Origin of the sequence: Streptomyces sp. NPDC005863 (assembly GCF_042871345.1) — a bacterium.
GTDB lineage: Bacteria > Actinomycetota > Actinomycetes > Streptomycetales > Streptomycetaceae > Streptomyces.
Map to the genome: position 1 here is coordinate 201,315 of NZ_JBIAII010000010.1, position 21,459 is coordinate 222,773.

Below are 21,459 nucleotides of genomic sequence, written 5' to 3' on the forward strand. Positions count from 1 at the left end.
CGGGGCCGGGCGGCGGTCGGCGGGGCCGGCCGCTCAGGCCGCCCGTGCCGCGCGGTGCCGGTGTGACCGGACGAGGTCCGCGTAGTGGCGGCCGCTGGACTTCACCGTGCGGCGCTGCGTCGCGTAGTCGACGTGGACCAGGCCGAAGCGCTTGTCGTAGCCGTACGCCCACTCGAAGTTGTCCAGGAGCGACCACGCGAAGTACCCGGCCAGCGGGGCACCCCGGCGGGCGGCGCGGGCACAGGCCGCCAGGTGCTCGCGCAGGTACTGGGTGCGCTCCTTGTCGTCGACCGTGCCGTCGGCGCCGACCACGTCGGGGTAGGCCGAGCCGTTCTCGGTGACGTACAGCCTGCGTGCGCCGTACTCCTCGGTCAGCCGCATCAGCAGGCTCTCCAGGCCGCTCGCGTCGATCTCCCAGTCCATGCCGGTGTGCGGCACCTCGGGCCGGTACACCTGACGGGCGAACGGTGCGGGGCCCGCCGGGTCGTGGGCGACCACGGCCGGGAAGTAGTAGTTGAGGCCCAGCCAGTCCAGGGGCTGCGCGATGGTCACCGCGTCGCCCGCCCGCTCCGGCAGGTCGACGCCGTACACCTCCCGCATGTCGGCGGGGAAGCCGAGCCCGTGCAGCGGGTCGAGCCACCACCGGTTGGTGTGCCCGTCGACGCGCCGGGCCGCGGCGATGTCCTCCGGCCGGCCGGAGGCGGGCCGCACGGGGGAGAGGTTGTTGACGATGCCGACCTGCGCTCCCGGGGCGGCCGCGCGGATCGCCTGCGTGGCGAGCCCGTGCCCGAGCAGCAGGTGGTACGAGGCGCGCACGGCGGCCGTCAGATCGGTGAGCCCCGGCGCCATGCGGCCCTCCAGGTGCCCGATCCACGCGGAGCACAGCGGCTCGTTGAGCGTGGCCCAGTGGCCGACCCGGTCGCCGAGCCGCTCGGCCACCACCGAGGCGTAGGAGGCGAAGTGCTCCGCGGTCTCGCGCTCCGGCCAGCCCCCGCGGTCCTGCAGCGCCTGCGGAAGGTCCCAGTGGTAGACCGTCGCGCTCGGGGTGATGCCCGCCGCCAGGAGCGCGTCGACGAGCCGGTCGTAGAAGTCCAGGCCCGCCGTGTTGACCGGTCCGTCGCCGCCCGGCACGACGCGCGGCCAGGCGAGGGAGAAGCGGTAGGAGTCGACGCCGAGCTCCCGCATCAGCGCGATGTCCTCGGGCCAGCGGTGGTAGTGGTCGCAGGCCACGTCGCCGGTGTCGCCGCCGTCGACGGCGCCGGGCACACGGGAAAAGGTGTCCCAGATCGAGGGCGCCCTGCCGTCCTCGTCGACGGCCCCCTCGATCTGGTATGCCGAGGTGGCCACGCCCCACGCGAAGTCCTGCGGCAGCGCGGAGAGGTCCAGGGACGGGGGCTCGGTGAGGGAGGAGGGGTCGGTCACGGAATTCCTTTCGGGGAGGGTCACTTGACGGCTCCTGCGGTGAGTCCGGCGACGAGGTAGCGCTGCAGCAGCAGGAAGCCGGCGACGACGGGGACGCTCACGACGAGCGAGGCGGCCATGACCTGGTTCCAGTACACGTCGTTCTGGGTGGCGTAGCCCTGCAGGCCCACGGCGAGCGTGCGCGTGGTCTCGTTGGTCATGACGGAGGCGAAGAGCACTTCTCCCCAGGCGGTCATGAAGGCGTAGACGGCGACGGCGACGATGCCGGGGATCGCGGCGGGCACCACGACCCGGAACAGCGCGCCCAGCGGCCCGCAGCCGTCGACCAGCGCCGCCTCGTCCAACTCCCGCGGCACCGAGTCGAAGTAGCCGATCAGCATCCAGATGGAGAACGGCAGGGAGAACGTGAGGTACGTGAGGATGAGCCCGGCCCGCGAGCCGAACAGGGCGATGCCGGTGGCGTCGCCGACGTTGACGTAGATGAGGAACAGCGGCAGCAGGAAGAGGATGCCGGGGAACATCTGCGTCGACAGGACGGTCACCGTGAACACCCGCTTGCCGCGGAAGCGGTACCGGCTGACGGCGTACGCCGCGAACACCGCGACGACCACCGAGCACAGCGTCGCCGCGCCGGCCACGATCAGCGAGTTCACGAAGTAGTCCGCCAGCGGCACCGTCTTCCAGATGTCGAGGTACGGCCGCACGGTGAACCCGCTGGGCATCCAGCGGAACGACCCCGACACGTCCTCCAGCGGCTTCAGGGAGCTGCTCACCATCACGTAGACGGGCAGCAGGACGAAGCCGGTCAGGAGGGTCAGGAAGATCCGCCGTGACCACAGGAACGAACGGGGCGCGGCCATCGGTGAGCGGCTAGACATCGGCGGTCTTCCTTCCCCGCGAGGTGACCAGGAGGTAGCAGGCCGTCACCATGAGCAGGAAGAGCAGCAGCAGGACCGACATGGCGGAGCCCGTACCGAAGTTCCAGGTGACGAACGACGACTGGTAGATGTGGATGGAGATGAGGTCCGCCGCCTCGGGCGCCGACTTGCCGAACAGCACGTACGGCGTGTTGAAGTCGTTGAACGTCCACAGGAACAGCACCAGGACGAGCACCTGGTTCACCGGCCGCAGCGACGGCAGCGTGATGCGCCGCACCTGCTGCCATGTCCCGGCGCCGTCGATCGACGCCGCCTCGTACAGCTCCTTGGGGATGTTCTGCAGCCCCGCCATGACGATCAGGAAGGCGAACGGCCAGCCCTTCCACACCGAGACGGTCAGCAGGGCGACGAAGCTGTTGTCGCCGATCAGCCAGAACGGCGGGCTGTCGGTGAGCCCCAACTGGTCGTGCACGAGGTGGTTGATCAGCCCCGTGTCACGCTGGAACATGAACGACCAGGTGATGACGGCGGCGTACACGGGCAGGGCGTACGGCGTGAGGAAGATGGCCCGCAACAGGCCGCGGCCGCGGAAGTTCTCCTGCATGAAGACGGCGGCCGCCGTTCCGAGCAGCCAGCACAGGCCCACGGACAGGGTGGTGAACGCCACGGTGACGAAGAACGAGTGCAGCAGCGCCTCGCCGACCGGGGCGTCGAAGTCCACCGCCATCTCGTAGTTGTCCAGGCCGCTCCACGGCGCGGAGCCCCAGTCGCGGATGAAGAACTGGGTGAGCTCCTTGAAGCTCATCACGATGCCGACGCCCATCGGGACGAGATGGACGACGAGTTCGAGGAGCAGCGCGGGGAGCAGCAGGAGGTAGGGGAGCGAGACGCGGCGCAGCCGGTCGGGCAGCCGCAGGCGCTTCGGACGTCGGCCGGAGAGCGGCGCGGCGCCCTCCTTGGCCGGGGGAGGAGTGGTGAGCGTGGTCATGGAGCCGCTCTCAGCTCTTCGGCATCTGCTGCTGGGCCTTGGTCAGTTCGGCCGTCACGGATGCCGTGGTGACCGGCCTGCCGGCCGCCGCGTCGGCGAACAGCGCCTTGATGGCGGTGCCCACCGTCGTCTCGAACTGCGACTCGTTGGGCACCTGCGGCAGCGGCGCCGCGCTCTTGCGCAGGGTGTCGCGCAGCACGGCCGTGTCGGCCCGGTCGAAGGCGGCGTCCTGCTGGGCGGTCTTGACCGGCGGGATCGATCCGTACGCCTTGTTGAGCAGGGCCTGCTCGGCGTCGCTCGTCATGAACTTCACGAACTTACGGGCGCCGTCGAGGTTGTCGGTGTTCTTGAAGACGGCCATGTTGATGCCCGCGACCATCGAGTTGACCTGCCGGTCCGCGCCGGGCTTGCCCGACGGCACCGGGACCGGGGCGACACCCCACTCGTCGGGCTTCATGCCCTGCGCCGCGAAGGTGGTCGCCGCGGCCTGCCAGAGCACCATCGCCGTCTTGCCCTTGGCGAAGTCCCGCAGCGACTGGTTCTGCGCGTACTCGGCGTTGCCCGGCGCGATGATCTTGTCCTTGGCCATGAAGTCGACGTACTGCTTCACCGCGGCCACCGCCCCGTGCGAGGTGAACGTCGGCTTGCCCTGCGCGTCGAAGAAGTCGGCGCCGTGCTGCTTGCCGAGGGCGAAGGCCTGGTGGATGTTGTTCACCAGGTTCGAACCCTCGGCCCCCAGCGCCCACTTGCCGCCCTTGGAGAGCTTCTTGCCGGCGGTGACCAGCTCGTCCCAGGTGGCCGGCGGCTTGCTGATGCCGGCCTCCTTGAACATCGCCTTGTTGTAGTAGAGGGCGTACGACAGCGAGTACAGCGGCACCGCCGCCGGGTCCTTGCCCGCGGCGCCGGTCGAGCCGAGCGCGGCGTCGACGAAGCGGTCCCGGCCCCCGATCGCCTTGAAGTTCTCGGCGTCCCAGGGCAGCAGCGCGCCGCTGGCCTGGAGCGAGGACGACCAGGTGTTGCCGATGTTGAGGACGTCGGGGCCCTGGCCCGACGTGGTCGCCGCCAGGATCCGGTTGAGCAGGTCGGACCAGGGGACCACCTCCAGCTTGACCTTGATCCCCGTCTCCTCCTCGAACTTCTTCAGCTCGGGGGTGAGGATCTTCTTGTCCGCGGTGACGCTCGGGCCCTGGTTGGAGGCCCAGTACGTGAGGGTCTTGGGCGAGGCATTACTGCCCTCGCCGCCGCCGCTGGTGCCGCCGCCGCAGGCCGTGAGGGCGGCACCGGTGAGAGCGGTCACGGTGGCAAGGGCTGCCACGGCTCGGAGTCTGCGCATGGCGGATCCGTCCCTTTCGTGGTGGATGACAGGGAATGAACGGGCATGAGAGCGCGCCGAGTTCGGCGTCCGAACGGATTCACGACTTAATTTAGGACGTGAGTTAAAACCTGAGAGATAGTCGCGTCAAGAGGTGGCGCACGGGTATGTTGCCGAACGGAGAGGAGCCACATGGTCGAGCGGAGCAGCAGAACGGTGCGCGACCTGCGCGTGGGCAACCGCGCCTCGGTACTGCAACGGTTGTATTTCGACGGCCCGATGAGCCGCCAGGCGCTCGGACCCGCCACCGGACTGAGTTCAGGTTCCGTGAGCAACGTCGTCGCCGAACTCACCGCGGACGGCGTCCTGGAGGAGGCGGGCAGCGTCGAGTCCGACGGCGGACGCCCGCGCACCCTGCTCCGCGTCGCACCGTCCAGCGGACGCCTCATCGGCGTGGACGTCGGGGAGACCCGGGTCCGCGTGGAGGCGTTCGACCTGGCCCTCACCGAACTGGCCCGCACCGAACACCCGTTGACGGAGTCCGGCTACGACGTGGCGACCATCGTCCGGCACATCGGCGAGGGCGTGGCGCAGGTCGCGGCGGAGGCGGGCATCGAACCCGACGCCCCGTACGGCTCCCTGATCGGCGTGGGCGTCGGCGTGCCCGGCATCGTCGACCGCGACGACGCGGGCGGCACCGTGGTGCACGGCCAGACCATCGGCTGGGACGCCGTCCCGCTGGAGCGCATGCTGCGCGAGACGATCGAACTGCCCGCCGACACCGCCTACTTCGTCGACAACGGCGCCCGCGCCCTCGGCCAGGCGGAGATGTGGTTCGGCGGCGGACGCGGGGTGCACGACGCGGCGATCGTGCTGATCGGTTCCGGCGTCGGCGCCTGCGTCGTCACCGGCGGCGTGATCCACGGCGGTGCGCGCGGCGGGCCCGCCGAGTGGGGCCACTTGACGGTCAGCGTCCGCGGCCGCCGCTGCCGCTGCGGGGCGCGGGGCTGCCTGGAGGCGTACGCGGGAGCCGAGGCGCTCCTTGCGCGGTGGCGGGAGGAGGGCGGCAGGATGCCGGCGGGCGCGGACGAGGAGACGGGCGTGAGCGCCCTGCTGGCGGCGGCCCACCCGCAGGACGGCACCGCGCCGGACCCGGTCGCGACGGCCGTCCTCGACGAGACCGCCGAATACCTCGGCGCGGGCATCTCCGACCTCGTCAACCTCTTCGGCCCCGAGCGTGTCCTCGTCGGCGGCTGGGCCGGCCTCCAACTGGGCCCACGCCTGCTGCCCGCGATCAGGCGGTACGCCGACGCGTACTCCCTGCGCCACCCCGCCGCCCGCGCCACCGTCACGCTGGGCCAACTCGGCCCGGACGCGGTCACCGTGGGGGCGGCGACGCTTCCGCTGGCCGACTTCTTCGCTCGCGGTGGCCGCCGGAGGACGGTTCCGGCCCGCACGGAGTCCGCGGTGGCCGGGGTGCCGGACTGGCAGGCGGTGCTGGAGGGCCGGGGGGCGCGCTGAGCCCGCTGCCATAGGCCGTCCCTATACCCCCTGCTGAATTTACGTCTTTGTCCCGCCCTGTTGCCCGGACGTACGGTCAATACATCGCAGCGGGAACACATACGGAATTGAGAGGGCCGGTGGCATGACCACAATGGAAAGCGTTGAGCGTACGCAGGAACTCGCGGGAAAGCGGGCGTTGGTCACGGGCGGTACTCGCGGAATCGGCGCCGCCGTCGTACGTCATCTCCTTGACGCCGGCGCCGAGGTGCTCACGACCGCCAGGTCGGAGACGAGCACGCTGCCGCAGGGGGCCACTTTTGTGAAGGCCGACGTAGGGACGCACAGCGGCGTGGAGGCGCTCGCCTCGGCCGCGGAGGAGAAGCTCGGCGGCATCGACATCGTCGTGCACAACGCGGGCGGAGCGCGGCCGTACGAGGGTGTCACGGCCATCCCGGACGAGGAGTGGCAGGACGCGCTGGACCTGAACTTCCTGGCGGCGGTGCGGCTTGACGCGCTGCTCGCGCCGGGGATGCGGGAGCGGCGGTCCGGGGCGATCATTCACGTCTCCTCGGCCGCGGTCCTCACCCCGCTGGGGCCGTTCCTGCACTACACGGCGGCGAAGGCGGCCCTGGAGAACTACAGCAAGGGACTGGCCCTGGAACTGGCCTCGTTCGGTATCCGGGTCAACACGGTGTCTCCGGGCAGGACCGCCACCCCCGGCGGCGTGGAGACGCGGGAGCAGTGGGCGGAGGTGTCCGCACGCACGGGCGGGGGCCCGGCCATGACCCAGGCCGACGACAGCACGCCGCTGGGACGCGACGGACTGCCCGAGGACATCGCCCAGGCGGTGCTGTTCCTGGTGTCCGACCGGGCGAGCTGGCTGACGGCGAGCAATCTCGTGGTGGACGGGGGTGAATTCCCCCGGGGCTGACGGGGAGAGGGCGATGGGCGTCGCCGGTATGCCTCCGCATTTCTTGTCGGCAGAAGTGAATCCCCATTCCTGATGTGGTGATGGGAGACTCGCAATTCGGCGACTCGGAATTCGACGGAAGAGCGAAGAACTCGGCGACGCCCGCCCACCTTTCGGCCGTCAGGACACCGCCGACAAGGAAGCGGAACCGGAAGCGGACGGCGAGCGGGACTCGGACCAGTTCTCCTCACGAAGGAGTTCGAGCAGCGCCGTCTCCGCCGGGCCCGCCTCCTGCCGCAGTACGGCGATGACGGGCTGGAACACGGCCGGTGACGCCGGACGCACGAGGTGCTCGTACCCCTGCGGCACCGCGGAGGCCGGGACAAGCGTCACCCCGAGCCCGTGGGCCGCCCAGCGCACGGCGGTGGCCGTCTGGGAGACACGGGCGGCCGTGACCGGCGCCAGATCGTTCTCCCGCAACACGCTGAGCAGGACGCCGTCGAGCGCGCTGTCGCGGTCGAACCTCACCCACGGCTCACCGCCAAGATCGCGCAGCTCGACCCGGTCCGCGGCCAGCTGCGCGCACCCGTCGCCCAGCACCACCACGAACTCCTCCTCACCCAGGCGGTGGGCGTCGGCGAGGGTCCGCTCACAGGCCGCCATCAGAGCGAGGTCCAGCACACCCTTGCCGCACAGCCGGTCCAGCTCGGCGGAGCTCTGCTCCTCGAAGACGGTGACCTCCAGCCGCGGATAGCGGCGCCGCAGCGCCGCGAGCGCGCCCGGCAGCTGTCGCGTGCCGAAGCCCATCTGCACCGCGACCGTCAACTCGCCCGTGAGCTCGTCGGCCCCGGCCCGCGCCGTGGCCCGCGCCCGGCGCGACGCGCTCACCGCGACCTGCGCCTCGCGCAGGAACGCCCGGCCGACCACGGTGGGCACGAGACCCGTCGGCGTCCGGGCGAACAACTGCACGCCGAGCTCCCGCTCCAGGCCGCGGATCTGCTGGGACATCGACGGCTGGGCGACGTGCAGCTGCTCGGCCGCGGCCGTCACGGAGCCCGCCTCGGCGACGGCGAGCGCGTACTCGTACTGACGAAGGCTCATCGGGTTCCCCGCCCCTCTCGCTGCAGTGACCTGCGGTGTTCCTGCGCCAACGTCGTCATGATAGGTCGAAGGCGCCCTGCATCCGCGCGGCGCGTCCTCAAAGCGGCGGCACGCAACCTCAACTACCGCTGGAACGCGCCCGGTACGCCGAGGGCCGTGGTCTACCGTGACGGCATGACGCGTCCGAGCCCCGCCGCGGTCCACGACCGCTACGCCGACCGAATCATCGACCAGACCGCCCTGTTGACCTCCGCCGTCGCCGGCGCCGAGGCCACCGCCCCCGTGCCGGGGTGCCCCGGCTGGACCCTCGCCCACCTGATGCGCCACGTGGGCGGCGCGCACCGCTGGGCCGAGACGGTGGTGCGGACCCGGGCCACCGAGCCCGTCCCCGACGAGGAGGTCAACGCCGTCACGCCCGACGCGGACGACGACGTCCCCGGGCTCTCCGCGTGGCTCACGGAAGGCGCCGCCCGGTTCGCGCAGACGCTGCGCGAGGCGGGTCCCGAGGTCAAGGTGTGGACGGTCGCTCCGGGCGGCACCCCGCTCTTTTGGGCCCGCCGGATGACGTACGAGACCGTCGTGCACCGCTTCGACGCCACGGCCGCGGTGGGCGTCCCGTACACGCTCGACGCGGACGTCGCGCTGGACGGCCTCGACGAGTGGATGGAGTTCAGCACCCTGCCCCAGGCCTACGCGTCCGAGGAGGCGCACCGCGCGCTGCTCGGCCCCGGCCGCACGCTCCATCTGCACGCGACGGACGCCCCCGAGGGGACGGGGGAGTGGCTGATCGACCTCACCGGGGAGCCGGTCACCTGGTCCCACGGCCACGCCAAGGCCACGGCCGCCGCCCGAGGCACCCTCGCCGACCTGCTGCTCCTCCTCTACCGGCGCCGCAGCGCGACCGTCGCCGACGGCATCGAAGTCCTGGGGGACGAGAAGCTGTTCACGGACTGGGTCTGGGGCGCGGGGGACTGGCTGCGGGGCTGACCCGGGCGCCCGCCCCACAGGGTGGGGTTATCCGCACCTCCCCTCAGGGGGGTTCCTCCATGGCCGTCCGCCGCTGCCGCATGGGTCAATGATCGTCAGGTGGCCGCACGGTCGACCGCTCGTACGGCGCCTCCAACTCGACCTGCCAGAAGCCGAGTTGGCGGGCGCCGTGCGCCCCCCAGCGATGTGAGGAATCCGCCATGACGCAGCCTCGAAGCTCCGCACCCGACGCCGATGGCACCACCGCCGTCCGCCCCCGACCCACCTCTGCCCGGCGTCGCGTCGCCCTCGGATCGGTCGCGGTGATCGCCGTCGCCGCGACGCTGGCGATGCCGGTCTCCGGCGCCTGGGCCCGGTCGGACCCGGGCCGGGGCGCAGGGTATGGCCGTGCGGAGCTCCAGCGGGGCCTGGACGACATCGTCCGCAAGGACGGAGTGGTCGGCGCCGAGGCGACCGCCGTGGAGGGCGGCCGCCGTACCTCGGTACGGAGCGGGAGCGCCGAACGCGGCACCGCCCGCCCGATGCCGCGCCAGGGCTACTTCCGGATGGGCAGCAACACGAAAACCTTCGTCTCCACCGTCGTGCTGCAGCTGGTCGCCGAGGGGCGCATACGGCTCGACGACACCGTCGACCGGTGGCTGTCCGGAGTGGTCGAGGGCAACGGCAACGACGGCGGACGCATCACCGTACGCCAGCTGCTCCAGCACACCAGCGGCCTGCCCGACTACGACGACGACCTGCCCCTCACCGACGAGAAGGAGTTCCAGAAGCACCGCTTCGACCGCGTCCAGCCGCGCGACCTCGTCGACATGGCGCTGCGGCACCGGCCCCTCTTCGAGCCGGGCAAGGGCTGGGGCTACTCGAACACCAACTACATACTCGCCGGGATGATCATCGAGAAGGTGACGGGGCGCACCTGGAGCGACGAGGTCCGCCGACGCGTCATCGAGCCCCTCGGCCTCCGGCACACCTTCTCCGCGGGCACGCGCACCGGCCTGCCCTGGCCGCACGCCAAGGGCTACCAGCAGTTCAAGCCGGGCGGCCGGCTGGTCGACAGCACCGAGGTGAGCATGACCTGGGGCGGCTCGGCGGGCGATCTCGTCACCACCTCGAACGACCTGACCCGCTTCTGGCGCGCTCTCCTCGGAGGCGAGCTGCTCGCGCCCCGACAGATGGCGCAGATGCTCGACACCGTGCCCGCCCCCGACGACGGCAGCAAACTGGTCCAGCGGATGGGCCTCGGCATCTTCTGGACGCAGCTCAGCTGCGGAGGGGGCTACTGGGGGCACGGCGGCACCACCCTCGGCCACCTGAACTCCAACGGCTTCGTCGACAAGGGCAGGCGCGGCGTCATCGTGATGCGCTCCACCAATCTCGCGTCGGAGGACCGCGACATCCGCACCGACCGGCTCGTGGACGACGCGCTGTGCGCGCGGAAGTGAGCGCGCGGAAGTGAGCGCGCGGAAGTGAGCGTGCGGCAATGAGCGCCGCAGGCAGCCGTCCGCAGCCCGGTCGGCCGTCTGGGCGAGCGCGGGCCGGGAGCGCGGGTCACAGTGGATCCATGAGCGGTCGAGGAACCGCCGGCCCGCCTCCGCCCCGGCAACCGAAGGAAGGCGCATGCAGCACGTCACCCTGGACAACGGCGTCGAGATGCCGATCCTCGGATTCGGTGTCTACCAGATCCCGCCGGAGGACACCGAGAGGGCGTCACCGAGGCGCTCGCCGCCGGCTACCGGCTGCTCGACACCGCCGAGGCTTACCGCAACGAAGAGGCCGTGGGACGGGCGATCAGAAGCAGTGGCATCCCGCGCGAGGAACTGTTCGTCACCACCAAGCTGTGGGTCCAGGACGCCCCCGCCGAGGAGAACACCCGGCGCGCCTTCGACGCCTCGCTGAACAGGCTCGGCCTCGACCACCTCGACCTGTACCTGATGCACCAGCCCTACGGTGACGTGTACGGGCAGTGGCGCGCCATGGAGGCCCTCACCCGGGAGGGCCGGGTCAGGGCGATCGGCGTCGCCAACTTCTACCCCGACCGGCTGCTCGACCTCATCCTCAACAACGAGGTCACGCCCGCGGTCGACCAGATCGAGACCCACCCGTTCTTCCAGCGCTCCGCGGACCACCACCTCATGCGTGAGCACGGTGTGCAGCTCCAGTCGTGGGGCGGCTTCGCGGAGGGCAGGAACGACCTGTTCTCCACCCCGCTGCTGCGGGAGATCGGCCGGCAGTACGGCAAGTCCGTCGCCCAGGTCGTCCTGCGCTGGCTGATCCAGCGGGGCATCGTCGCGATCCCCAAGTCGGTCCGGGCGGAGCGCATGGCGGAGAACATCGACGTCTTCGACTTCGAACTCTCCGACCACCAGATGGCCCAGATCAGCACGCTCGACGCCGGGGAGTCGCTGTTCTTCGACCACCACGACCCCGAGATGGTCGCCCAACTCGCCCGGCGACGCATGGACGGCTGAACCGGCCATCGCCGTTCCGCCAGCGTTTAGGCTTCCAGGCATGGAGCAGCGCGAGATCATGCAACGAGTCGTCGGCATCCTGACCGAGGCGCTGGAAATGCGCCGCCAGGCCCGCGAGAACCCGGACGGCGAGATCGAGAACAGCGGCGCGGTGGGGGCGATGCTCGAGGAGATGCTGCCACGCATCGAGATCCCCTCCGACGCGACCCCCATCGAAGTGGCCGCGGTGGTGGGGCAGGAGCTGGGACCCGTCATCGAACAGATCACCTCCGCCTTCGCCCTCTCCTTCGCCCAGCTGGCCGAGGTCCACGACGAGGGGCACACGGAGGTGTCGTCCGCGGACGTGCTCCGGTCCATCGCCTTGCACTTCGAGCACGAGGACAGCGACGAGAGCGACGAGAGCGAGGACTAGGGGGGTACGAGGAGCACACGCCGACGGGGCGGCCGCGGAGGGATCCGCGGCCGCCCGTCGGCGATCCTGGCGGCCCCGTGGACCGGGCCGCGCGGGGTTCAGGGGCGGGGGCGCGCCGCCGTGTCGAGGTAGAAGGCGTCGATGCTCTGGACGGCCGTCTCGAACTCCTCGAGGTTGACCGGCTTCGTCACGTACGCGTTGGCGTGACTGCTGTACGCGCCGGTCACGTCCTCCGGGGCGGTGGACGTGGTGAGGACGACGACGGGAATGGTCTGCAGGTCCTCGTCGGCCTTGAGGACCTTCAGCAGGTCCCGGCCGTTCATCCGGGGCATGTTCAGGTCGAGGACGATCAGGTCGGGACGCGGTGCGCCCGGTGTGCGCAGGTGCTCCAGCGCGGCGACCCCGTCGGTGACCTGGACCAGGTTGCGCGCCCCACGCTCGGAGAGGGCTTCCTCGATGAGCATCGCGTCGGCGACGTCGTCCTCGACGAGCAGGACGTCGAAGGGGCGGGCGGGGGTCGTCATCATGGAACGCTCCGTGCGTTTCTCGTGGGAGTGGTTGAAGAGCCCCGGCCAGCGGCGTCGTGCGCCTTGGCGGGTCATGCCGCATGCGGCGCCGATCTGGGGGTACCCGGCACCGGCTTGGGCGGCGGCCCCGGCCGCCTCCCGCTGGAGTCGCTCGGTGGCCTGCTGAAGGTGGTCCAGCACGTGGAGCAGCAACAGGGCCTGCGCCGGGTCGTTCGACGCGGGTTGTGCGGGGCCGTCCAGCAACTGCCAGGCGAGGCGCTGCGCGACGTCGCCGACCGCCGTGTCCGCGATGGCGGCCGTCTCTTGCGGGGTCGCCCGCAACTCGAAGTGCTTGCCTGACATGTCAGGCACTCTAGGTCCCCGGGACCGCTGGCGACAACAACTGTTGTCAGCCCTTAGAGTGTGCGGGCCGCACATCCGGCGCGGCTTTCGCAACAAGGAGTCCACAGGATGACCGGCGAGGAAAGGCAACCGGGCATGCGGACGCTCTCTACGTGGACGACCCGAAGGTGGCTCCGCGTGGGAGTGGCCGCGTCCCTGGTGGTTCTGGCGCTGCTCGGCGTCACGGGAGCATGGGTTCTCGCGCGTACCGCGGCCATCAGCGAAGATCTGGTGGATGTGCGCTCTCCCACGTTGACCACCGCGATCCGCCTCGAGGCCGCCATTCTCAACCAGGAGACCGGCATACGGGGTTACGGCCTCACCGGAACGCCCGCGTTCATAGACCCCTACCGGCGCGGGGTCGCCGAGCAGCGGGAGAACGCCCGCCGGCTCCAGGCCCTGCTGGACGGCGACACCGCGGGCGAGAACGACCTCAAGGCCGTGCAGAAGGCCATGGCGCGCTGGCAGGACAGGATCGCCCGGCCGGTCGCCGCCGAACCGTCCGGCGCGCCCTCGCAGTTGGCGATGGACCGGGCGGCGGAGGGCAAGGAGTCCTTCGACCACGTCCGCAAGGCCCTCGACCGCCAGCAGGAGCGGCTGCGCTCGGAGCGCGCCCAGGTCAGGGACGACCTGATGGCCAACATCACCCTGCGCAACTGGGTGTTCTCCGCCATCGGCCTGGTCATCCTGCTGCTGACGGCGCTCATCTTCGAGGGGCTGCGGCGCGGCATCAACCGGCCGCTCGAACAACTCGGCGCCGAGGCCCGCACCATCGCCGGCGGTGACTTCGACCACCCCATCACCCCGACGGGACCCGCCGACCTGCGCCACCTCAGCGGCGAGATCGACTTCATGCGCCGACGCCTGGTGCGGGAGCTGGCCTTCAGTGAGGAGGCGCGGCTGCGCCTCGACGCACAGGCCGCGGATCTGCAGCGCTCCAACGCCGAGCTGGAGCAGTTCGCCTACGTGGCCTCCCACGACCTGCAGGAGCCGCTGCGCAAGGTCTCCAGCTTCACCCAGCTCCTGCAGCGCCGTTACGCCGGACAACTGGACAGCCGGGCCGACCAGTACATCGACTTCGCGGTCGACGGGGCGAACCGCATGCAGACCCTCATCAACGATCTGCTGGACTTCTCCCGGGTGGGCCGGCTGCACCACGCCCACCAGAGCGTCGACCTCGACACCGTGCTGGAGGGGACGCTGTCCGCGCTGAGCGTGAGCATCGAGGAGTCCGAGGCGACGATCACCCACGACCCGCTCCCCACGCTGGTCGCCGACCCCACCCAGATGGGCATGCTCTGGCAGAACCTAATCGGCAACGCCGTCAAGTTCCGCAGGCCGGGAGTGGCGCCGGAGATCCACGTCACGGCGGCCGAGGAAGGCGAGTTGTGGCGGTTCACCGTCACCGACAACGGCATCGGCATCGAAGCGGAGTACGCCGAGAAGGTCTTCGTGATCTTCCAGCGGCTGCACACCAAGGACACCTACTCCGGCAGCGGCATCGGCCTCGCGATGTGCAAGAAGATCGTGGAGTTCCACGGCGGCACCATCGGCGTCGACCCCGACTACGCGAAGGGCGCACGCATCACCTTCACGCTGGCGCCCGAACCGCCGGAGAACCACGGCCCCTCGACCCTGCCGGAGGCGACCCGCCGCACCGACGCGGAGCCCGCGCGATGACCGCAGTCATGCCGGCCGCTCCGGACGGGCAGCTGTACCGGATCCTGCTGATCGAGGACGACCTGGGGGACGCCCTGCTCGTCGAGGAACTCCTCCACGACACCGGACTTCGTTGCGAGCTGACCGTCCGTACGACGCTGAACGAGGCCCGCGCCGACCTGGTCGGCGGATCGGTCGACTGCGTCCTCCTCGACCTGCACCTGCCCGACGTGTCGGGCATCGACGCCGTCACCGCGGTCCGCGGCCTGGCCCCGCACACCGCGGTCATCGTCCTGACCGGGCTGTCCGAGGCCCAGGCGGGCGCCAACGCAATGGCCGCCGGAGCCCAGGACTACCTCGTCAAGGGAAAGGTCGACGGGGACCTGCTGCACCGCACGGTGCGCTACGCCGTCTACCGCAGCCGGACCGAGCGGACGAACTCCGAGGCGCAGGCCGTCCGGCTGCGGGCCGAGGAGAACGCCCGCCTCGAACGCGGCCTGCTGCCCCAGCCCATCCTCGACACCTCCACGGTGAGGGTGACCACCCGCTACCTTCCCGGCGCCGCGTGGGCGCTGCTCGGCGGGGACTTCCTGGACGTGGTGGAGGGCGAGGAGGGACTGCTGCACGCCGTCGTCGGCGACGTCAGCGGGCACGGCCCCGACGCGGCGGCGCTGGGCGTCTTCCTGCGCATCGCCTGGCGCTCGCTCGTGCTCGGCGGGCATCGCGGCAACGAACTGCTGCACCTGATGGAGCGCATCCTGATAGCGGAACGCGGCAGCCAGAACCTGTTCGCCACGTGCACGATCCTCACTCTCGACCAGGGCGCCGCCACCGCCACCCTCCACCTGGCCGGTCACCACGAGCCCCTCCTCACCACGCCGGACGGGACCCAGGAGCTGGCGGCCGCGCACGGCATCGCCCTCGGCGTCGTCCCGGGGCTGCGCAAGTGGCCCTCCACGGTCGTCCCGCTGCCGGCCTCCGGCGCCCTGACGCTCTACACGGACGGGCTGACCGAGGGGCACAACGGCGCCACCGGCGAGCGGCTCGGCGTGGACGGCTTGCTGACGCTGATCGGGAACCTGCCGACGGCGGACCCGGCCGCCCACGTCGACCTGCTCATCGAGGAGACGAACGCGCTGAACGCGGGGCGGCACTCCGACGACCTCGCGGTGCTCCGCCTGGACTGGGGGAACCAGCCGAGCCGCCGTGCATGAGCTGGCCGCCCGGTCCGTTCCGGTGTGACGTGACCCGACGGCCGCCGGGGCGCGGCTACTTGGACTCGACCCGGCCCACCGCGTCGGGTCCCGTGGTCAGCGCTTCGGCCGCGTTCTGCCAGGTCGGCGCGCCGGGGTGGAGCCGGCTGTGCAGGTAGGCCGCGGTGAGCCGGGCGACGGCGGCCACGCGCGCGGGGTTCTCGTCGGTGGTCTCTGCGGCGTCGTACCCGGAGATCCCGCCGAGGCCGTGCTCCGCGTCGAACAGGGTGAGCAGGGTCTTGGGGCCCGGCGCGAGCGTGTAGGGGTCGGCGTGCCAGTCAGGGCCCATGTCCGTGAAGTGCCGGGGGTCGTCCTTGTCGCCGGTGACGACCAGCGCGGGCGTGGTCATGGTGGTGAAGTCGACGGCCCCGATGGCCGGCCACTGCTCGGCCGCGGGTCCGTTGTAGACGTCGCCGCCCCTGCCGGGCGGGGCGAGCAGCACGCCCGCCTTGATGCGGGGTTCGGCGAGACGCACCAGGTCCCCGGTCTCGGGGTCGGTGAGACCGGCGCCCAGGAGGAGGGAGGCGGTGAAGCCGCCGAGCGAGTGCCCGGCCAGGGTGATCTTGTCGGGGTCGATACGGCCGGCGAGCTGGGGCACGGCGTTCTCGACGACGTCGAGCCGGTCGAGGATGTCGCTCATGTCCGCGGCGCGCGAGCGCCAGAAGCCGGGGGCGCCGGGAGCATCGGCGACCAGCTCGGCCAGGGTCCTTGAGGTCAGGTGGGTGGGCTGGATGACGACGAACCCGAGGGCCGCCCAGCGGTCGGCGAGCGGGGCGTAGCCGTGCAGCGAGGAGAGGTGGTTCGAGGGGCCGTGACCGTGCGAGAGGAGGATGACGGGCAGGCCGGTTCCGGTCGCGGGCGCGGTGACGCGCAGCTGGAGGTCGACGGGGCGCCCGGCTATGGGCAGGACGACCGGGCTGAAGGACAGCACCGGAACGGTCGTGACCTGGGCATCGGCAAGGGTGGATGGGCTCACGAGGTGGCTCCCTTTGGGTAACGCCTGCCGCCTTCCGGTCTCCTGGACCGGTGGCGGGCACGACGGGCAGGGGGTGCCGTTTCGGCTAAGCTGAAACGGAACGCCGCTCCACTTAGTATCCGGAGCGCTGTTCCGCTTTGTCAATCGACATCGATCGATGTCGACCGACGCCTGTCGACGAGAAGGGGTGCGTGGTGGCCACCGATGGCCGTGCGGAAGCTGTGACGGAGGACGGTGCGTCGACGGAGGACGGTGCGGGGGAGAGCGGTACGGGACCGACCCCGCCCCGCGGCAAGCGGGCGGACGCCCAGCGGAACCGGCAGACGGTGCTCCAGGCTGCCGCGGAGGTGTTCGTCACCGCCGGGGTGGACGCGCCGATCCGGCAGATCGCGGCTCGCGCGGGCGTCGGAATGGCGACGATCTACCGGCACTTCCCGACCCGGGCGGATCTCGTCACCGCCGTCTACCGCCATCAGATCGAGGCGTGCGCGCAGGCCGGTCCGAGCCTGCTGGCCGACGCGGACTCACCGTTCGACGCGCTCCGCCAATGGATCGATCTCTTCGTCGACTTCCTGGTCACCAAGCACGGGCTCGCCGACGCGCTGCAGTCCGACAGCGACCGCTTCGCCGCGCTGCACGCCTACTTCCTCGACCGGCTGCTGCCCGTCTGCGCCCAACTGCTCGACGCCGCGGTCGAGTCCGGTGACATCCGGTCCGGGACGCAGCCCTACGAGCTGATGCGCGGGATCGGCAATCTCTGCGTCGGGCGGGACAACGATCCCCGCTACGATCCGCGCCGCCTGATCGCCCTTCTCCTGCGGGGGCTTCAGGCGTCCTGACGCCGGCGCGCGGCATCACGTACCGGCGGGGGTACTTCTTCCGGGCGGCGGTGGCCGCCGGTTACGACCAGCCGGGGCTCTCCGTCAGCGCGATCACCGCGGTGATCCGCTTGCCCACGGGCTCGCGGTGCACCGCGAAGCTCTGGCACAGGGCCATGACGATCTCGAGCCCGTGCTGTCCCACCCGGCTCGGATCCGGCGGCAGGATGAGGGGCAGAGCCGTGCTGCTGTCCCACACGCTCACCTCGACGGCGCCGCCCTGGACGTCCAGGGTCAGCAGCGACGGCCCCGGCGCGTACTTGCGGGCGTTGGTCACCAGCTCGCTGACCACCAGCTCCACCATGCCGACCGCCCGGCCGGACACGGGAAGGCCGTGCACGGACTGCACTTCCGTCAGGAAGCCGCGGGCCAGATCGCGGGCGGCACCGATCTCCTCGCTGTCCTCGAACGCCGCAGACACCGATAGGAACTCGCTCACCAGCGACTCCCGGTCGCCCTCGCCCGCCGCCCGGTCACGGACGGCCTTGTCATCCAAGCACTCCTGTTTCACAGGACCCCGCCTACCCGGAAATCGTCGGGGCAGTGGTCTCGGCACGAGGTGATTTTCACGGATTTTCTCGCTCCCTCCGCGGAGCCCCGTCCTCCGCCCGCATCGGCCGGATGCGGCCCTGTTCATCGCGCGTGAACGCCAATAGCCTGTGCGACTCTCGCGTACCGGCGCGTTCTGGGGGGTCTCGTGAACGGTCTCCGTGCGGTCATCGTCTGCCTCGTGCTCGCCTGTACCGCTTCGGTGTCGCCGGCCGTCGCCGCGACCCCCGGCTGGTCGGCGCTCCCGGTGCCGGCGGCCGCCCCGCCCGTGACGGTGTCCGATCTCGCCGCCCGCGACCCGGCCGAGGCGTGGGCGACGGGGTACGAGCACACCGCAGACGGCCTGCTCCCGATGCTGTACCGGTGGAACGGCACGGCGTGGAGCCGGGACACGACCTTCCCGGGGGCGGGTGAGCCGGGCTGGCTCGGCAGGGTGCAGTTCGTCGGCGACCAGATGTGGGTCCTCCACAACCACGCGGGCGAGGGGGAGATCCTGCGCCGGTCGGCGGGCGGCGTGTGGAGCACCGTTCCGCTGCCGCGGACCCTGTGGACCTACCAGGACTTCGCCGCGGTGCCGGGCGCCGCGTGGGTGGTCGGCGAGGACGACACCGGTCTGAAGGTGCTGCACTACGACGGTTCGGGCTGGACGACCCAGTCGACGCCGGACGGCGTGCTGTACCTGATGGGGATCACCGCGCGCACCGCCACCGACGCCTGGGCGTGGGCCGACACCGACACCGGCACCGCGATCCTGCGCTGGGACGGCACGGCATGGCGGGACGCGAAGGTGCCGCTGCCGTCCAACAGCAACGTGCACACGATCCTGCTCGAACCCGCGGGGCGGGCCACGATCGGGGGCAGCCAGTACGTGGACGGGGCGGCCCGCACGTACCTGATGACCTGGGACGGGCGGGCCTGGCGCACCAGCTACCCACCGCTGGGCGACACCTACACGGAGGCCATGGTGCGCGGCCCGGACGGCGCCCTGTGGCTGCCGGTGCGCAGCGACCGCGCCTTCCGGTCCCGGTACGCGCGCCTCGACGGTGACCGCACCACCTTCTCGTACGGACCGAAGCGCACGAACGCGATCGACGTCGCCCCGCGCGCGCTGGCGAGGACCGGGGGCTCCCTGCTGTCCTTCGGCACCGTCGAGATCTACGGCTCGAAGCCGAGCCTGATGAGCGAGCGGCTGGGAGGCCGACCATGATGCGAAGACTTCTCGTCGCGGCCCTCGCCGTCGCCCTGACCGTCGTGACCGTCCTGGCATCGGCGGCGGCGGAACCCCGGACCTGGCGGCACATTCCGGTCCCGGCCCAGGTGCGCCCGCAGGCCGGACTGAACGAGGCCGTCGCGTTCGGAGCGGACGGGGCGTGGGCGGTGGGCACCGACGCGGTGGGGCGCGAGGCGCCGGGCTTTCCGCTGCTGCTGCGCTGGGACGGGACGAACTGGCGACGCCAGTCGCTGCCCGGCACCCGGTGGCAGGGGGAGCTGCTCTCCATCGCGGCGACCTCACCCACCTCGGCCTGGGCGGCGGGCCGTGACACGGCGGGCGCCGCCCGTCTGCTCCGCTTCGACGGCAAGGCCTGGCACGAGAGCCGGCCACCGGCCGGTACCACCCTGACCAAGGTCTTCGCCGGTGGCGGCGAGACCTGGCTGATGGGTTCGCGCGGCGGCGCGCAGGTCCTGATGCGCCGGGCCGGTGGCGGCTGGCAGGACGTGCCGGTGCCGCCGGGGTCCGTGTACGGGCTGCACGTCCTGGCGGCGGACGACGTGTGGGCCGCGGGCGACACCGCGTCGGGCGCCGCCGTGTCGCACTGGAACGGGCAGGCGTGGCAGCAGACGATCGTGGACGGATTCCCTCGCTCGTCCGTGGGCAGCGTCCTCGCGGTCTCGCCGACGGAGGTGTGGGCGGGCGGCACGGCAGGCTTCGTCGGCGGCCCGCCGGGCAAGCCGATCCCGCCCCTGCTGGTCCGCTGGGACGGGACGTCGTGGAGCCATGTGGACGTGCCCACCGACTTCGGCTCGGTCAGCTCCCTGGCTCCCGCCGCCTCCGGCGGCCTGGGCTGGGTGTCGGTGGCCCGCTCGCAGAAGCTGGGCGCGCCCGGGACCTTCCCGCCGATCGTGCCGGGGCCGGACTTCCTCGCCTGGGACGGGCAGTCGTTCACCCCGTACAGCGAGCCGGCGGTGGCCGGTGAGGGCGAGTCCTCGACCCTGCGCCTCGCACCGGTGCCGGGCACGGAGGCGGTGTGGTCGGTGGGCAGGGCGGACGGCCCCGAGGGAACGTTCGCGCCGCGCATCCTGCGGTTCGAGTGAGAGCGAGGGCCTGGTCGGCGGATCGGGGGTACGAGGCCCTGTTCCGCAGGCCAGGTGCGCGGCGACGCGCCGCCCCGGACAGAGGGCCCGAGGCCTCACGCGGCGTACGGGCGGGCGGACTTGCCGTCGCGCAGGGTGTGGCCCCACCAGATGAGCTGGTCGATCATCGTCTTGGCCGCGGCCTCCGCTCCCGCCGGTTCCCTCGGCGCGCCGGACGCGTCGAAGTGGTCCCACACCCCGTGGAAGCTGACCGTGTCGCGCACCGTCACCGCGTGCAGCTCCGCGAAGATCTGCCGCAGATGCTCGACCGCGCGCAGACCGCCCGCAAGCCCGCCGTAGCTGACGAAGCCCACTGGCTTGGCGCGCCACTCGGTGTAGTGCCAGTCGATCACGGTCTTCAGCGACGCCGGGAAACTGTGGTTGTACTCGGGTGTGATGACCACGAACGCGTCGGCGCCGTCGAGTCGGCGGGTGATGTCGGTGACCTCCGGGCCCGGGTTCTTGGAGAGGCGGTCGGGGAGGCCCGCCTCGGCCAGGTCGATCACGTCGACCTCCAGATCGGGCCGCTGTGCGGTGAGTCCGGTGAACCAGTCGGCGATGGTCGGCGCGAACCGGCCCTCCCGAGTGCTCGCGACGACGACGGCCACCTTGAGGGTCTGCTGGGTGCTGCTCATGTCTGTTCCGTCTCCTCGGTGCGGTGCTGTGCGGTTCTGTGCTGTGCGGTGCTGTGCTGTGCTTCGCGGTGCGGACACCGAGAAAGTTACGAAGGGGTGCCCCTCTGCCACATCTGTCGCACGACCGGGATCGGTACCTGCGCAAGTACTAGGCCTGAACCACGCGAGGACTAGGTCGACCGGACGAGCCCGCCCTGCGGCGCGCGGCGTCGTCGAGGGGCGCGCGGGACCGTCGCCGTGTACTCCGGGGTGCGCCCGGGCAGGTAGC

General features: G+C 71.4%; 19 protein-coding genes and 1 pseudogene. 11 read left to right on the plus strand and 9 right to left on the minus strand.

The genetic code is table 11. The features are described from left to right. Positions 1-33: 33 nt before the first annotated feature. Genes ACFYO9_RS30075 through ACFYO9_RS30090 form a run of 4 tightly spaced genes read right to left on the minus strand, consistent with a single transcriptional unit; the run spans position 34 to position 4,621 of the window. Positions 34-1,422, minus strand: coding sequence for a GH1 family beta-glucosidase (locus ACFYO9_RS30075; protein WP_358776439.1), 1,389 nt, complete (start codon positions 1,420-1,422; stop codon positions 34-36). 20 nt (positions 1,423-1,442) lie between these two features. After that, the gene (locus ACFYO9_RS30080; protein WP_355815547.1) at positions 1,443-2,300 is read right to left on the minus strand and encodes a carbohydrate ABC transporter permease; all 858 of its coding nucleotides are present in this window, start codon (positions 2,298-2,300) and stop codon (positions 1,443-1,445) included. After that, positions 2,293-3,288: a sugar ABC transporter permease gene (locus ACFYO9_RS30085; protein WP_358776441.1), complete on the minus strand. Its 996-nt coding sequence runs from the start codon at positions 3,286-3,288 to the stop codon at positions 2,293-2,295. The genes ACFYO9_RS30080 and ACFYO9_RS30085 overlap by 8 nt, the downstream gene beginning before the upstream one ends. A 10-nt stretch (positions 3,289-3,298) precedes the next feature. Beyond that, positions 3,299-4,621, minus strand: coding sequence for a sugar ABC transporter substrate-binding protein (locus ACFYO9_RS30090; protein WP_358776443.1), 1,323 nt, complete (start codon positions 4,619-4,621; stop codon positions 3,299-3,301). A 171-nt stretch (positions 4,622-4,792) separates the two neighbouring features. Between ACFYO9_RS30090 and ACFYO9_RS30095 the strand changes: the two genes are divergently transcribed. Both ACFYO9_RS30095 and ACFYO9_RS30100 read left to right on the plus strand, forming a co-directional pair. Beyond that, positions 4,793-6,121 (plus strand): ROK family protein, encoded by a 1,329-nt coding sequence (locus ACFYO9_RS30095; protein ID WP_358776445.1) that lies wholly within the window; start codon positions 4,793-4,795, stop codon positions 6,119-6,121. A 124-nt stretch (positions 6,122-6,245) separates the two neighbouring features. Beyond that, positions 6,246-7,034, plus strand: coding sequence for an SDR family oxidoreductase (locus tag ACFYO9_RS30100; RefSeq protein ID WP_358776447.1), 789 nt, complete (start codon positions 6,246-6,248; stop codon positions 7,032-7,034). A 159-nt stretch (positions 7,035-7,193) separates the two neighbouring features. Here the strand turns inward: ACFYO9_RS30100 and ACFYO9_RS30105 are convergent, their stop codons facing one another. Further along, complete coding sequence (locus tag ACFYO9_RS30105) at positions 7,194-8,114, minus strand: LysR family transcriptional regulator (RefSeq protein WP_358776449.1); 921 nt, start codon at positions 8,112-8,114, stop codon at positions 7,194-7,196. Between the two features lie 174 nt (positions 8,115-8,288). Between ACFYO9_RS30105 and ACFYO9_RS30110 the strand changes: the two genes are divergently transcribed. From ACFYO9_RS30110 to ACFYO9_RS30125, 4 genes and pseudogenes are all read left to right on the plus strand, one after another. Further along, positions 8,289-9,101, plus strand: coding sequence for a maleylpyruvate isomerase family mycothiol-dependent enzyme (locus ACFYO9_RS30110; protein ID WP_355815530.1), 813 nt, complete (start codon positions 8,289-8,291; stop codon positions 9,099-9,101). Between the two features lie 200 nt (positions 9,102-9,301). Then, on the plus strand, positions 9,302-10,543 hold the full coding sequence (locus tag ACFYO9_RS30115) for a serine hydrolase domain-containing protein (RefSeq protein ID WP_355815527.1): 1,242 nt from the start codon (positions 9,302-9,304) through the stop codon (positions 10,541-10,543). 175 nt (positions 10,544-10,718) lie between these two features. Continuing rightward, positions 10,719-11,569: pseudogene (locus tag ACFYO9_RS30120) on the plus strand (aldo/keto reductase). A 40-nt stretch (positions 11,570-11,609) separates the two neighbouring features. After that, positions 11,610-11,981, plus strand: a complete 372-nt coding sequence (locus tag ACFYO9_RS30125; RefSeq protein WP_355815520.1) for a hypothetical protein — start codon at positions 11,610-11,612, stop codon at positions 11,979-11,981. Between the two features lie 98 nt (positions 11,982-12,079). Here the strand turns inward: ACFYO9_RS30125 and ACFYO9_RS30130 are convergent, their stop codons facing one another. Then, the gene (locus ACFYO9_RS30130) at positions 12,080-12,850 is read right to left on the minus strand and encodes a response regulator (RefSeq protein ID WP_355815517.1); all 771 of its coding nucleotides are present in this window, start codon (positions 12,848-12,850) and stop codon (positions 12,080-12,082) included. A gap of 108 nt (positions 12,851-12,958) precedes the next feature. Between ACFYO9_RS30130 and ACFYO9_RS30135 the strand changes: the two genes are divergently transcribed. Both ACFYO9_RS30135 and ACFYO9_RS30140 read left to right on the plus strand, forming a co-directional pair. Further along, entirely contained in the window at positions 12,959-14,569 is a 1,611-nt protein-coding gene (locus ACFYO9_RS30135; RefSeq protein ID WP_355815514.1) for an ATP-binding protein, read from the plus strand. Then, positions 14,566-15,762 carry a fused response regulator/phosphatase gene (locus ACFYO9_RS30140; RefSeq protein WP_355815511.1) on the plus strand — a complete coding sequence of 399 codons (1,197 nt, stop codon included), beginning with the start codon at positions 14,566-14,568 and terminating at the stop codon, positions 15,760-15,762. Before ACFYO9_RS30135 ends, ACFYO9_RS30140 begins: the two co-directional genes overlap by 4 nt. A gap of 55 nt (positions 15,763-15,817) precedes the next feature. Here the strand turns inward: ACFYO9_RS30140 and ACFYO9_RS30145 are convergent, their stop codons facing one another. Further along, positions 15,818-16,777 carry a chlorophyllase gene (locus ACFYO9_RS30145; RefSeq protein ID WP_355815508.1) on the minus strand — a complete coding sequence of 320 codons (960 nt, stop codon included), beginning with the start codon at positions 16,775-16,777 and terminating at the stop codon, positions 15,818-15,820. Positions 16,778-17,103: 326 nt separating this feature from the next. Between ACFYO9_RS30145 and ACFYO9_RS30150 the strand changes: the two genes are divergently transcribed. Further along, entirely contained in the window at positions 17,104-17,616 is a 513-nt protein-coding gene (locus ACFYO9_RS30150; protein WP_358776576.1) for a helix-turn-helix domain-containing protein, read from the plus strand. A 61-nt stretch (positions 17,617-17,677) separates the two neighbouring features. Here ACFYO9_RS30150 and ACFYO9_RS30155 read toward each other — a convergent pair whose 3' ends face one another. After that, positions 17,678-18,151, minus strand: a complete 474-nt coding sequence (locus ACFYO9_RS30155) for an ATP-binding protein (protein WP_388666704.1) — start codon at positions 18,149-18,151, stop codon at positions 17,678-17,680. A gap of 201 nt (positions 18,152-18,352) precedes the next feature. Here ACFYO9_RS30155 and ACFYO9_RS30160 point away from each other — a divergent pair, with 201 nt between their 5' ends. Together ACFYO9_RS30160 and ACFYO9_RS30165 are read left to right on the plus strand one after the other, a co-directional pair. Further along, positions 18,353-19,411, plus strand: a complete 1,059-nt coding sequence (locus tag ACFYO9_RS30160; protein ID WP_358776452.1) for a hypothetical protein — start codon at positions 18,353-18,355, stop codon at positions 19,409-19,411. Further along, positions 19,408-20,517 (plus strand): hypothetical protein, encoded by a 1,110-nt coding sequence (locus ACFYO9_RS30165; protein ID WP_358776454.1) that lies wholly within the window; start codon positions 19,408-19,410, stop codon positions 20,515-20,517. Before ACFYO9_RS30160 ends, ACFYO9_RS30165 begins: the two co-directional genes overlap by 4 nt. Positions 20,518-20,612: 95 nt before the next feature. On the opposite strand, the gene ACFYO9_RS30170 is transcribed toward ACFYO9_RS30165, so the two are convergent. Beyond that, positions 20,613-21,191 carry an NAD(P)H-dependent oxidoreductase gene (locus ACFYO9_RS30170; protein WP_355815496.1) on the minus strand — a complete coding sequence of 193 codons (579 nt, stop codon included), beginning with the start codon at positions 21,189-21,191 and terminating at the stop codon, positions 20,613-20,615. Positions 21,192-21,459: the final 268 nt, after the last annotated feature.

What these genes read in the sequence shown, in the direction of transcription:
- ACFYO9_RS30080 (WP_355815547.1), bottom strand. Translation starts at nt 2,300, where the DNA reads ATGTCTAGCCGCTCACCGATGGCCGCGCCCCGTTCGTTCCTGTGGTCA.
- ACFYO9_RS30085 (WP_358776441.1), bottom strand. Translation starts at nt 3,288, where the DNA reads ATGACCACGCTCACCACTCCTCCCCCGGCCAAGGAGGGCGCCGCGCCG.
- ACFYO9_RS30090 (WP_358776443.1), bottom strand. Translation starts at nt 4,621, where the DNA reads ATGCGCAGACTCCGAGCCGTGGCAGCCCTTGCCACCGTGACCGCTCTC.
- ACFYO9_RS30095 (WP_358776445.1), top strand. Translation starts at nt 4,793, where the DNA reads ATGGTCGAGCGGAGCAGCAGAACGGTGCGCGACCTGCGCGTGGGCAAC.
- ACFYO9_RS30100 (WP_358776447.1), top strand. Translation starts at nt 6,246, where the DNA reads ATGACCACAATGGAAAGCGTTGAGCGTACGCAGGAACTCGCGGGAAAG.
- ACFYO9_RS30105 (WP_358776449.1), bottom strand. Translation starts at nt 8,114, where the DNA reads ATGAGCCTTCGTCAGTACGAGTACGCGCTCGCCGTCGCCGAGGCGGGC.
- ACFYO9_RS30110 (WP_355815530.1), top strand. Translation starts at nt 8,289, where the DNA reads ATGACGCGTCCGAGCCCCGCCGCGGTCCACGACCGCTACGCCGACCGA.
- ACFYO9_RS30115 (WP_355815527.1), top strand. Translation starts at nt 9,302, where the DNA reads ATGACGCAGCCTCGAAGCTCCGCACCCGACGCCGATGGCACCACCGCC.
- ACFYO9_RS30125 (WP_355815520.1), top strand. Translation starts at nt 11,610, where the DNA reads ATGGAGCAGCGCGAGATCATGCAACGAGTCGTCGGCATCCTGACCGAG.
- ACFYO9_RS30130 (WP_355815517.1), bottom strand. Translation starts at nt 12,850, where the DNA reads ATGTCAGGCAAGCACTTCGAGTTGCGGGCGACCCCGCAAGAGACGGCC.
- ACFYO9_RS30135 (WP_355815514.1), top strand. Translation starts at nt 12,959, where the DNA reads ATGACCGGCGAGGAAAGGCAACCGGGCATGCGGACGCTCTCTACGTGG.
- ACFYO9_RS30140 (WP_355815511.1), top strand. Translation starts at nt 14,566, where the DNA reads ATGACCGCAGTCATGCCGGCCGCTCCGGACGGGCAGCTGTACCGGATC.
- ACFYO9_RS30165 (WP_358776454.1), top strand. Translation starts at nt 19,408, where the DNA reads ATGATGCGAAGACTTCTCGTCGCGGCCCTCGCCGTCGCCCTGACCGTC.
- ACFYO9_RS30170 (WP_355815496.1), bottom strand. Translation starts at nt 21,191, where the DNA reads ATGAGCAGCACCCAGCAGACCCTCAAGGTGGCCGTCGTCGTCGCGAGC.